Annotated in this window: 12 protein-coding genes; 6 read left to right on the forward strand and 6 right to left on the reverse strand. The window is 56.0% G+C overall.

Annotation, left to right across the window (positions count from 1 at the left end; translation table 11 throughout):
- Positions 1-89 precede the first annotated feature (89 nt).
- The gene (locus Pla52o_RS21560) at positions 90-1,277 is read left to right on the forward strand and encodes a DUF255 domain-containing protein (protein WP_146596706.1); all 1,188 of its coding nucleotides are present in this window, start codon (positions 90-92) and stop codon (positions 1,275-1,277) included.
- A gap of 167 nt (positions 1,278-1,444) precedes the next feature.
- Here Pla52o_RS21560 and Pla52o_RS21565 read toward each other — a convergent pair whose 3' ends face one another.
- The 3 genes from Pla52o_RS21565 to Pla52o_RS21575 all read right to left on the reverse strand — a co-directional run bounded on the left by Pla52o_RS21565 (position 1,445) and on the right by Pla52o_RS21575 (position 2,918).
- Positions 1,445-1,699 (reverse strand): hypothetical protein, encoded by a 255-nt coding sequence (locus Pla52o_RS21565; RefSeq protein ID WP_146596707.1) that lies wholly within the window; start codon positions 1,697-1,699, stop codon positions 1,445-1,447.
- Between the two features lie 332 nt (positions 1,700-2,031).
- Complete coding sequence (locus Pla52o_RS21570) at positions 2,032-2,712, reverse strand: HEAT repeat domain-containing protein (RefSeq protein ID WP_146596824.1); 681 nt, start codon at positions 2,710-2,712, stop codon at positions 2,032-2,034.
- A gap of 23 nt (positions 2,713-2,735) precedes the next feature.
- Positions 2,736-2,918 (reverse strand): hypothetical protein, encoded by a 183-nt coding sequence (locus Pla52o_RS21575; protein WP_146596708.1) that lies wholly within the window; start codon positions 2,916-2,918, stop codon positions 2,736-2,738.
- 198 nt (positions 2,919-3,116) lie between these two features.
- Between Pla52o_RS21575 and Pla52o_RS21580 the strand changes: the two genes are divergently transcribed.
- Positions 3,117-4,211, forward strand: a complete 1,095-nt coding sequence (locus tag Pla52o_RS21580; RefSeq protein WP_146596709.1) for a hypothetical protein — start codon at positions 3,117-3,119, stop codon at positions 4,209-4,211.
- Positions 4,212-4,397: 186 nt separating this feature from the next.
- On the opposite strand, the gene rsmA is transcribed toward Pla52o_RS21580, so the two are convergent.
- Positions 4,398-5,318 (reverse strand): 16S rRNA (adenine(1518)-N(6)/adenine(1519)-N(6))-dimethyltransferase RsmA, encoded by a 921-nt coding sequence (rsmA, locus tag Pla52o_RS21585; protein WP_146596710.1) that lies wholly within the window; start codon positions 5,316-5,318, stop codon positions 4,398-4,400.
- A gap of 151 nt (positions 5,319-5,469) precedes the next feature.
- Positions 5,470-6,066, reverse strand: coding sequence for a riboflavin synthase (locus Pla52o_RS21590; RefSeq protein WP_146596711.1), 597 nt, complete (start codon positions 6,064-6,066; stop codon positions 5,470-5,472).
- A gap of 235 nt (positions 6,067-6,301) precedes the next feature.
- On the opposite strand from Pla52o_RS21590, the gene eno reads away from it, so the two are divergent.
- The 3 genes from eno to Pla52o_RS21605 all read left to right on the forward strand — a co-directional run bounded on the left by eno (position 6,302) and on the right by Pla52o_RS21605 (position 9,547).
- Positions 6,302-7,582 (forward strand): phosphopyruvate hydratase, encoded by a 1,281-nt coding sequence (gene eno / locus Pla52o_RS21595; protein WP_146596712.1) that lies wholly within the window; start codon positions 6,302-6,304, stop codon positions 7,580-7,582.
- A 288-nt stretch (positions 7,583-7,870) separates the two neighbouring features.
- Positions 7,871-8,425, forward strand: coding sequence for a hypothetical protein (locus tag Pla52o_RS21600; RefSeq protein ID WP_146596713.1), 555 nt, complete (start codon positions 7,871-7,873; stop codon positions 8,423-8,425).
- Between the two features lie 735 nt (positions 8,426-9,160).
- Complete coding sequence (locus Pla52o_RS21605) at positions 9,161-9,547, forward strand: hypothetical protein (protein ID WP_146596714.1); 387 nt, start codon at positions 9,161-9,163, stop codon at positions 9,545-9,547.
- A gap of 115 nt (positions 9,548-9,662) precedes the next feature.
- Here Pla52o_RS21605 and Pla52o_RS21610 read toward each other — a convergent pair whose 3' ends face one another.
- The gene (locus tag Pla52o_RS21610) at positions 9,663-10,667 is read right to left on the reverse strand and encodes a Gfo/Idh/MocA family protein (protein WP_146596715.1); all 1,005 of its coding nucleotides are present in this window, start codon (positions 10,665-10,667) and stop codon (positions 9,663-9,665) included.
- 753 nt (positions 10,668-11,420) lie between these two features.
- Here Pla52o_RS21610 and Pla52o_RS21615 point away from each other — a divergent pair.
- Positions 11,421-11,825, forward strand: coding sequence for a thioredoxin family protein (locus Pla52o_RS21615; RefSeq protein ID WP_146596716.1), 405 nt, complete (start codon positions 11,421-11,423; stop codon positions 11,823-11,825).
- Positions 11,826-11,901 lie beyond the last annotated feature (76 nt).

An 11,901-nucleotide genomic window follows, 5' to 3' on the forward strand; every position in this document is an offset into this window, starting at 1 on the left:
GGTAGGAGGGTTCCTGCCGATATTAACCTCAATTGAGCGTTCTTGCTCTCCATTCGCACCCACGCTTTCACGACGTCAGGACAGGTTTGATGCGTACGGTAGCCCTCACACTGTTATTTTCCGCCGCGATTACCGCGACCGCTTCCTCAATAGCGACCGCAGAAATCGCCTGGAACGAAAACCTTCGCTCGGCTCACGCGCAAGCCCAAGCTGAAAACAAACTGTTGCTGCTGCACTTCTACAGCGACAATTGTGTTTTCTGTGATCGACTTGAAGAGGGAGCGTTCCAAGTACCGGCGGTCAACACCGCTTTGACTCAAAATTATGTTCCGGTGAAAATCCACGCGGGTAAGAACCCTCAGTTGGTGGAGATGTTCCACGTCACCAAATTTCCTACCGACGTGATTGTCACGACCGCTGGCAAAACATTGTCACATTCCGTGAGCCCGCAAGCGGCCGATCGCTACATTGCGATGCTGCAAACAGCGGTCCCCAAGGCTGGCTCCCCAACCGCTCCGGCTCCGCAAGCTCCTGCGGCTGCCGCACCCGCGGTGGAAGCTGTCGCTCAACAAGCTCCCGCGGCGACAGCGCCTGCTGCAACAGCACCAGCGGCAGCACCAGCGGCAGCGGCGACACCGCCACAAACCGCCGCCATTCCCGCTGCGGCCCCCAATTCACCAGCCCAATTCCCGGGTGGAGCGCAAGGCATCTTGGCCGGGGCACGGACTGACGGCATGACCCTAGGAATGCCTGCACAGCTCAACCCCGAACCCGCTTCGCCCGCGGCGGAGACGGAAGCCGTGCCGGCAATCGATACCGCCCCCGAAATCGCGGCGGCAACCGAAACCACGACAGCACCAGAGTCGAAACCGACCGCAACGGACAAATCGGGACAGCCTGAACTGGCGATGGAAGGCTTCTGTGCCGTAACCGTGATCAAAGAAGATCGTTGGATCGAAGGCCGATCCGACTTTGGTGCGATTCACTTGGGCAAGCTCTATCTGTTTGCGAGTGCCGAAGCGATGGAAACCTTCCTTGCCGATCCGGTCACCTACACTCCTGTGCTAAACGAGATCGACGTGGTTCGCTTCTTTGAAGAGCGACGCATCGTTCCTGGGAAACGCGAATGGGGATTAAAAGACCCCACGCACAATCGCATGTTCTTCTTCGCCGATGAAGCCGCGATGAACCACTTCTGGAACGAGCATCACCGCTACGCTGACGCGGCGATCAAGGTGATGGACCAAGCGGTCAAGGATGCCAACCCAGGCACCTAAACGCGACACCGAAAAACGGCAGCCCCAATAGAGGCCGGATACTGAATACCCCCGAACGCTGCGAAACAGAGATTCTGTTTCGCGGCGTTTGCCGTTTGATCGCTCAACCTTTTTGATCGCTCAACCTTTTTGATCGTTCAACCTTTTTAAACGCTCAACGGCTTTGATCACTCAACGGAGTGATGCTCGACGGGCTCGACATAAGAGGGACGCACCCCGCTGAGGATAGCGATCCCAGCAGCAAAGGCGGCAATCGCCACGGCCAACCAAAGACAGCGTGCGGCGAGTTTGCCAAAGCGATGCTCGACCGCCGCGATACTTCGTAAACGATACGGCCCCGCCCAGGGCCCCACGGCGACCACGCTTGATGCCACAGCGAACACCACCGCAAGGGATCCTACAAGCGGTTCGTCATAACTCATTCAGCTTCCTCTGATCCAGGATGCATGTGAAATGTTGCAATACAGGGATTTTAGCCTGCAAACCGTTGAGCGGGCAGCCGTTTTAGATTTCGGTTGCAGGGACACTGATTACAGGGACACTGATTGCAGGGACTCAGCGACCGCTCAATGCAATCTATTTTCGTAGCGGTGCGGCGTGAACCGTCGGGTCACAGCAAGAAAAAAGGTTCGAACGACACTGGCTTACCCGACACTGGCTTACCCGACACTGGCTTACCCGACACTGGCTTACTCGACACTGGTCGACTCGCGCCGCTCCGCTTGAGGGAGTCCGCTTCGTCTTTCACTGCAGCTCAAGCGTCGGTTTGTCGCAAACGCCGCTCAAGCACACGGATTTGAATGCGTGCGTTTTCAACATCGGGACAGATTCCGACACAGCGGCGAAGGGCCGAAATCGCAGCCTCATAATCATGTTCTAACATCCGACAGCGTGCCAATCCCTGCCATGCAAGGTAGTGATAACGGCAATGCCACAGGCATCCGCGGAACGCCGCTTCGGCTTGCGGAATGTCATCCAAGCCTTGCCAGCAAATCGCCAATTGATGAAACGCTTCGCTGTAACGAGGCGATTGATCCACCAAAATCATCGTCGGTGCTAATGCGGCGGCGTACTCGGCGCCGTCGTTGAGGTGCATCACTTGCAGCAGTTGTTGATGATGACGCGGCGCGGCATCGCGAACCAACAACGCTCGAAACGAATCATCGGCAGCCAGACGCACGCCACGATCGGGATCCGAAAGCGCTTGGCCAAGCGATTCAATCGAACGGTGATCGCCGAGCATCCCTAAGGCCAACGCGGAAGCGCGTCGCATTTCGACATCGCTACGCCGCAGCAAACTTGCCAACGTTGACGCCGAATAGTACTCATCGACTTCAGCGACGAATTGAGGCGAGTTGGCTGACGTGAGATAACGCCGATAGGCGACCGTCAATCGAGTCGTTCGCACGAAGGGAGCAGTCACAAGGGAGTCCATCAAGGTGAGAAAATTAACAGAGGTCAGCCGCGAGTCATGTTTCGCAGTGCGACTGGCATGTTACGCAAGCGACTGGGGGCGGCAAGCGATAACGTCTCGGAGGCCTGCGTCACAAACGCATCCGCCCCCCGCCACCCCGCAGCCATCCCTCCTTGGATCTTCCGCACGTCTGAATCGCGAAACATCGTGATTTCGCGTAGAATCATGTTCAGTTCCTGCGAGTCTAGTTGCCGCTAATGCCCTCGGCAACCAAGCAAACTCTAACTTATCGCCGCGAGTGGTAATTCGATCGGACACTCACGATCGATGCCCCACGTGGTGCGACAAAGCCCGCTCGGACCTGTGATTTGATTCTCCGCAGTCGGCCGCTCCCTAACGCGTCACTCTCGCCTCTCAACTCAGCAATGAAAACCTTCGCTATTTTAACAACGCTGTTACTTTGGGGGATTTCCCAACCTCAACAAACCACGCTTGGGCAGCAGCCACCAACGTCTTCGGACTCCGTTTCGCTTGCCAATCCGTTCTACGCCAAGCTGTCCGCAGGCAGTCGCGCGATCGTCGATGGCAAACCGTTTCGAATCGCGTTAACGGACTTGGCTGATCGCGTGGAGATCCCCGTCATTCTGGATCGCCGCGTGGATCCGTCGTCCATCGTGAACGTGGGATCGATTGGGCCCACGGTGTTTGCGGGAATCCAACGCGTCGCCCAGGCGCAAGATTGCGTGGTGATGCCCATCGCAGGCGTGATCATCGTCGGACGCCCGGCATGGATCGATGCGACAAGCGAAGCGATCTTGTCCGTTGCGTCCGCATCGGAATCGGCTGAATCGTCCCGGATCGATGTCCAGTGGTCCGAGGCGACCACGCCGACCGAGGCGTTGCGTTTGATCGCACGCGCCAGCGGTAAAGCCGAGCCGGCCGATGAACTGCCCCACGACTTGTGGGCTGCGGCCGATTGGAAATCGATCGCCCCGAACGTCGCCAAGACGTTGGTCGTTAGCCAATTCGATTCGCCGGCAGCGGCGGCGAACTCGCCCCCTAGCGAAAAACGCTTTGCCCTCCGCTATCGGCTCGATGCCAATCGGACTCCCGTGATCGCTGCGATTCGTAGCATCGACCGACAAAGCAACGTGAGGAGAGCGGGGCAAGAAATTCGGGCGATGGAAACGGAGGTGACCGCCACCGCGGCAGCCCACCGAGCTGGGATCGAAGCGTTTTTGATCAGCCAATCGGCAAAGCAAGCCGCCAACGTCGATCTCGACAATGCGAACTTGACGCTCAAGCTGCAGTACACCCCGGCCAGCCAAGTGTTCACCAAGTTGGCGGGCGCCGCGGGCCGTGCCTGTCAAATCGAAGCGTCGGCCGAAGCGGCCTGCGGCAAATTGATCACGATGAGCATGGAGCAAGCGTCGCTGCGCCAATTGGTTGCCGAAGTGGCCTTACAAGCTGGAGTGCACGTTCGTTGGAGCGACGCGGTGCTGGTCGTCTCGGCACCGTAGCGTGTTCGAGCGAAACCGCGGCTGGAATCCGTCTCCAACGTCACCCCAGTCTGCAACGCCCGCATTGATCGCAACCGCATTGATCGCAACAACGTTTAGCGAACTCGTTTAGCGAACTCGTTTAGCGAACTCGTTTAGCAACGCGCAGGCGACGATCCGTCGCTGATTCCCTAGGCCGCGTTGACGCTACGCGTCGGCTTGTGCTTTCAGTTCGGCTTGCCGCAGCCCTTCCACCAATTTCTGAATTTCGGCAACGGGCAACTCTTCCGTTCTCGCGTTTTCGGAATGCCCGAGCGCGCCGAGCACTTCGTCGACTTGCCGTTTATCCAACCGCCCCTTCATGCCGCTGACGACGACGCTGCGCAGGAACTTGCGGCGGTGAAAGAACAGCGCGCGGACCGTTTCATGAAAGTAGCGTAGATCCGGAATTTGTGCGCGCCACTCGGGCTGGGCATCCAAGCGGATGATAGCTGAATCGACGTTGGGTCGCGGCCAGAACACTTTGGGGGACAGGATGCGAACGATGCTGCATTTGCATAACGATTGCAACCAAACGCTCAGCGCTCCGTAATCCTTGCTGCCGGGTTCCGCGATAATTCGATCGCCGAGTTCTTTTTGAATCGTCGCGACCACGACATCGGGCGAGGGAGTTTCGAGCATCAAGTTGCTAATGATCGGCGTCGCGACGTTGTAAGGCAAATTCGCCACGAGCAAGAAGCGAGCGTCGTCACCGATGCGCTGCATCGCGTCGCGAATCTGTACCATCATGTCGGGACGCAGGGTGTTTTTATTGTGCAATGCATCACCGTGCAGCAACCGTACATTGGGCCGCCACCCCACTTCTTCCTTCGCTAAACGATGCAAGTTTGCATCAATCTCGATCGTCAACACCGCTCCGGCGGCATCGGACAATCGCGAGGTCAACGAACCGACCCCGGTGCCCACCTCTAACACGACGTCGTCCTTGCGCAGTTCCGCTGAATTCGCAATCAGGTCGACAAGATTCAGGTCGATCAAAAAGTTTTGGCCATATCGCGAGACCGGTTGCAGCCCGGCGGCGGTGAGTCGCTTGGAAAGATACGATGCGGTTTGTCGTGGCTGGTTCACGTGCTTAGAGTCTTTGGGTTTCTAGTGACAACGATCGATCAAAGTGACAATGATCAAAGTGGACGTTGAAATGGGGTTCAGGAGCGTTTAGCGGAAAAGCAAAGCAATGACGGTAACGAAAAAGCAATGGCAGTAACGAAACGGGGTGCGATTAAGATTTGCTGCATTCGAGTGAACGTTGGACGTATTTGGCCAAGACGTCCGTTTCCAAGTTGACGCGGTCGCCGATCACCAAGCGTCCCAGCGTCGTTTGATCCAACGTGTGGGGAATCAACGCCACACTAAAGCAGTCACTTTCCACATCCACCACGGTTAAGCTTACCCCGTCGACCGCGACGCTGCCTTTGGACGCGATCTGAGAGATCCAATTTTCGGGTACCGAAAAATATAAATTCGCCCAAGGGGGATCGTCTCGGCGCTCTTTTAGGGTCACCACGGTGTCGATATGGCCGGTCACATAGTGGCCTCCCAATCGATCTCCGACCGCCAACGATCGCTCCAAATTGACAGGACTGTCGACCTCGAGCTGCCCCAAATTGGTTCGCGAGAGGGTTTCGGCCCCCGCTTCAAAGCGGAGCCGACCGCCATTGATTTCGATAACGGTCAAGCAACAACCATTAATCGCAATACTGTCTCCGATTTGGACTCCTTCGCAAATCGCAGCGGCCTCAATTTGGAATTGCCTTCCCGGTGCCTCGATTCGGATCTCAGAAATACGTCCGACCGTTTCGACAAGTCCCGTGAACATCAGTCTATAAATTCTCTGGCGAGGAAAGATTTGGAGGCAACCGATTTGCAGGCAACCGATTTGCAGGCAACCAGCCCCGTTTTGGATTCAGTGACGGGTAGCCACAGCGTGCCGCATTGGACAAAATGCCGACGGTTTGCACAACGCAGTCCGCTGCGATTCGCCGCATTTACCAAACAACTTACCCACTTTTTCGACAATACTCCTCTTTCAGCAAAACCTACGAGGCCCCCAGATGACTCTGATCGAAGCAATTCACGCGCGGCAAATCCTTGATAGCCGCGGAAACCCAACGGTCGAATGCGAAGTCCTGCTGAGCGACGGCGCTCACGGACGTGCTGCAGTCCCCAGCGGAGCGAGCACCGGTGCTCACGAAGCATGGGAACTTCGCGACGGCGACAAATCGGTCTTCATGGGCAAAGGTGTCCAAACGGCGGTCAATAACGTCAACACCCAAATCTCCGAAGCGCTCGAAGGACTCGACGCCACCGATCAAGCGGCCGTCGATGCCACGATGCTCGAACTTGACGGTACTCCCAACAAGAAGAACCTCGGTGCCAATGCGATCCTCGGCGTTTCACTCGCTGTCGCGCACGCCGCCGCCGCTTCGACCGGCCAACCGCTCTACCGCTACCTCGGGGGTGCCGGTGCTCGATTGTTGCCCGCGCCGATGATGAACATCATCAATGGGGGTGAACACGCCGACAACGGTGTCGACATCCAAGAATTCATGGTCATGCCACTCGGCTTCGAGCGTTTCAGCGACGCCCTTCGCTGTGGCACCGAAGTGTTCCACAACTTGAAGAAAGTGTTGTCCGACAAGGGCTACAGCACCGCCGTGGGCGACGAAGGTGGCTTTGCTCCCGACTTGAAGAGCAACCAAGAAGCGCTCGACGTGATCATGACCGCGATCGACAAAGCGGGCTACAAGGCTGGAGAACAAGTCTTCATCGCCTTGGACGCCGCTTCGACCGAGTTCTACGACAGCTCGACGAAGAAGTACACGATCGACAAGAAAGAATTGTCGGGCGACGAAATGGTCGACTTCTTTGCCGATTGGTGCAACAAGTACCCGATCTGCAGCATCGAAGATGGCTGCGACGAAGACGATTGGGACACCTGGAAAAAGTTGACCCTGAAATTGGGCGACAAAGTTCAATTGGTCGGCGACGATTTGTTCGTCACCAACGTCGAACGACTCCAACGCGGTATCAACGAAGGCATTGCCAACAGCATTCTGATCAAGGTCAACCAGATCGGAACGTTGACCGAAACGATCGATGCAATCCAACTTGCCAACCGCAATGGCTACACCGCTGTGACGAGTCACCGTAGCGGTGAAACCGAAGACGCGACCATCGCGGATCTCGCCGTCGCGCTCTCCACCGGACAAATCAAAACCGGTTCGGCAAGCCGCAGTGACCGGATGGCCAAGTACAACCAATTGCTACGTATCGAAGAGATGCTTGGCGATGCCGCTCAATACGGCGGACCGTTGTTCCAAAAACGATCGTAAATCGTTAGCGATCGCCTGGGGACGATTTGTCTCCGAAAAGCGACACTCGCTTGTGACGATTTTGAAGGGGCGATGTTTTAAGAACATCGCCCCTTTTTTCATGGCCGCCTCGACAATCGAGTAGGCTACATTGATCCGCTGTGATTCGCTTCGCCGTTAGGCGTTAGCTCCAGCAAAACGCGGGAACGGTGGTTAACACCCAAACGGCGCAGGCAGCACACGAGAGATGCCTGCTTGCTCCCTTTGCCGACATTCGATTTGCCCCCCCAATCCAGAGACTCCGTGACGATGCAAGTCCTTGCTGAACAACCGCTTCTCATTTCGTTGATGGTCGGCCTGATCGGCGGTGCCTTACTTTACGGGTGGACCCAAACAGGCAAACGAGCCGCCGCGATTCTGGGGCTTGTCTTTTTATTGTTGATCCCCACGGTCTGGATCGTTTCATCGATGATGGTCACCGATCGCGAACAAATCGAGGCGATCATTTACGAAGTCGCTGCGGCGGTGGAAGCCAACGATCACGACGCGGCGCTAGCGTACATCAACGATCCGAACGCCAAGGCCCAGGCGGCGCAAGAGTTGCCGAACTATGTCTTCAGCCTCGCGCGGGTGAATCGCATTCGCAGCATCACGATCGCCCAGGGCAGCTATCCGTTGGAGGCCGATGTCGACATGAGTGTGAAAGTCGACGTCAGCAGCAAGAGCGGGAGCATCCGCGACTTTCGTATTCCACGTCGCTTGCTGCTGCGATTCCAAAAAGACTCCAACGATCAGTGGAAAGTCGTCAAGTACGAACACATGCCAATCGCGGGCGGCCCCGATCAATACACCACAGGGAACTAGCACATTTTCATCTTTGATGTAGCTACCGTCGCCAGAGTGTGGACCACGTTCTGGTGAACGCAGCTACATTTTTTACCTACGTCATTTCTCAAATCGCTCTCGCTGGACAGCGTCACTTCGCCCGAAGGACGCGTTACCTCTATACCCGACGCGTCCGTTTTGAAGTGACGTGATTGCGATGCGTTTGGGGGGGGGCCGAAGGCCAAGCAATGGCCCTAATCATTGGCCCCGTGCTGCGCTACAGCTAGGAATGACGGTTGAAGCGATTCGCCGTTTTGGCGCTCGAGCAATTTTGAAAATTGACGTGGGATTCCAAACACCGCGGCGTTCGCCACTCGTCGGGCTCAACGGGCTGTGCTATCCCCCTCATGCTTGCCTTCGTCACGATCGCCACGAAGGCCAATGATGCTCACGACGATCGTCGCGATCGTGACTGACAATTGTTGAGAATCAACCGCGTTCGCGAGATCCACGCCGCCCCCCTAACAGCGTTAGCGGAGAGTGAAGTCAGGACGTAAATCGTTACGAAACGATGACTGAATAACGGCACGTCCTGCTAGGTGTGAGGCAGAAAAGACGGCTAAAACACCGTGTTTTCACCAATTCTCAAATTTTCTTTCGGCTTTCGTGTTCGTTGTGACCAGACGTGTCCAGCCGCCTGCGATTCTATTCATGTCGCCCAACGGTACGGGGTGACACGCAAACGACCTCCACGCTATCACGGAAGAAAATCTCATGGCTAAGTTCTACGTTCAATGTGGCTCGATCGAAACCATTCTAGCTGCTGATTCGGCGGAGTCGGCGGCAATGAACGCACTGGACCAGATGCTGCAAACCCATTTGTGGATTTACGACGACAGCGGACTCAGCGAGCAAGATTGCCGAGATCATTTGATGATCGAAGCGTTGCTGCACCTCGAACCGTCGGTGCGCATTAGCGAACAAGGCTTTCACCGTGACGATGCGATCCAAATCGGCACCCCTGAAACGATTGAAATGTGGCACCGTTTGATGGTGGGGATGAAGCGGTTGTTTGCCTCGGCGGGGCTGGCAACTCGATCGATGACTTCGATCGGCTCGGCTCCCATCGCCGCCTTCACCGCCCCCCGCATGCCTCGATAAGGCGGCCGAAAGAAAACAGTCTCCCAACCCGATGCGTCCGTTTTGAAATGGTGTTTTTAGCCACGACCGTGGCGACAGCATAAAGCCTGGGGGCTCGCGCCCCAGGCTATGCGTGCTACCGCATTTTTAAATCCTTGCGTTGCCCGGTACGCGAACTCTCGCGTGCCGCCACCAAGATACTGCTGGCACAATAGACGTCATTCAAGTCGCTCATGTTTCGCACCAAACTGGTGACCGCTCGATAGAACTGCGTCAACAATTGTTGGCCCACGGGCAACTCGGTTTCCAATGATTCGACATGTCGGCCGGCATCGTCAAACCACACCAACGTGGAGGGCAGATCGATAAAGGCCACGCCACGTTCGCAACAGATCTGCATCGCCGATGGAGGCCGAAAACTAACCGCTTCGTGCCACGTCGGACGAATGTAACTACCGCAACTGATCTGGGCGGTAACAGCCGGCTTCGCTTTCTCGCCAGCAAATTGCAGACTCATGCATTCGTAATCGGCCGGCGAGGTATGGCTGAGCCCCGTCGAGACAACGGACTGCGGTTCACGCCCCACGACGTAGCGACACCAATCAATTAATTCGATCAACTCTTGCTGTAACGGGTTCACCCCCACGATGTTGGCCTTGGGGGGGGCGGGATCGACTTGCACGCGACGATGGCAAAAGACGAGACGCGGAGGCCCCAGATGGGTTGCAATCAACTCCTTCATTCGCAGGGTTGCCGGGGCAAACCGCTTCGGGAACTCGGTCATGAACGCGACGCCACTGCGGTCGATCACATCGCGAATTTTCCCCGCTTCGACAGGATCAAAATCCAAGTCGCCGGCCCAATAAATCGCCTTGCCCGCATCACAAGCCGCCAACATCGGCAACCATCCGAGCCAACTACGCTGCAACACCAAGACCGCATCGATGTCACAACGCGAGACGAGAGCTTGGTAGCCATCGACCGGATCCGCCTGGAAATCGGCAGCGGCGTTCTCCGCTAATTTCGACACGGTGCTAAAGACCGCACGCACATCAAACCGGTCCTGCAACATCTGCAACGCAGGCCGATGGCGGGTTTGCCAAGCGTCCCCCAGCCCAATCAATCCGATGCGAAGCTTCATACATTTCCAATCGAACGAAAGTTCGTGTCAGCGAGAACGCGGCGAAAAAGGTCCCAAAGCGCCCCGCCTTCCCAGAAAACCGCAGCACAATACCGACTTCTGAAAAATTTTCCCGAGCCGAATGCAGGTGGGTGCGGCAACTTAGCACAGTGCTTTGGCACGCCCGAAACCGTTTACGAACAACAGTTTAGCGTTGCAGCCCCCAAAAAACAAAGTTCTAAAGAACAAAATCAAGATTCTCCATCAAGATCAAATTTCTCGATTTCGCTCGGGTCACCCTTGTGACCGCCAAACGCATCCATAGAATCCTCCCAACTCACCGGTAACCACGAACCGGCAAACATGGACTAGTTTAGCTAGCAAGTGGATTCGGTGAGATAGGCAAGCTTAGGAAGCGATATGCAATTGTGTGCGTTTGGGGCTCAATCGAGGGAACGATTGAATTCACCCGATCGCGGCATTCCTTCTCAAGCAAGCCCCACCTTAGCCAACAGTTAGTTTTCAGCAGCGTAAAGCAGAATTGCGTCTCGTGGGCGAAATTCACTGAAAACCAGGATCCGATCGCGAGGCGACCGGAGACGACGACTGAATCATGGAAGTGGCTAAGGTGCCAGCGAAGGAATCTTGTCTCAACATCCTTGTGGTTCTCCTAATTCACTTTTGAACGAGCGGTCATTGCGATGATTTCTCGATCCGGTCGGCAGAGTGCCGCCGCCCACAGGAGATGTTCATCCAAAATCTAGGGAGTCTGGAATGGTTTCGTTGCTTTTCGCTTTGATTTTGTCCACCGTGACAAGCGAACAACAGATGCAGCAGAACTACGCTTCGGTTTACAAGCAATCGATTGAAGAAAACAAGCCGCTAATGGTCATTGTCAGCGCCGATTGGTGCCCGGCATGCCAAGTCTTGAAGAACTCAACGCTCAAGCAAATGGCCCAGACGGGCGAATTAAATGACGTCTGTGTGGCCGTCATCAATAAAGACCTCGAGCCTGAACTGGTTCAACAGCTCACCAAGGGTGAGAACCTGTTGCCTCAGATCATCATGTTCACCAAGTCCGAGTCGGGCCAGTGGAATCGTCGCCGCTTGATCGGTTTCCAACCGAAACAACCGGTTCGGTCGCTGATTCGAAAGGCGATCTTGGACCGGCAAGGCTAACTCGCTACGATCGAATTAACCGCAAACACTCGAAGCGTTAGTTGTGACCCCGGTTCACTACTGACGCTTTTTTTTG

This window comes from Novipirellula galeiformis (genome assembly GCF_007860095.1).
Taxonomy (GTDB): domain Bacteria; phylum Planctomycetota; class Planctomycetia; order Pirellulales; family Pirellulaceae; genus Novipirellula; species Novipirellula galeiformis.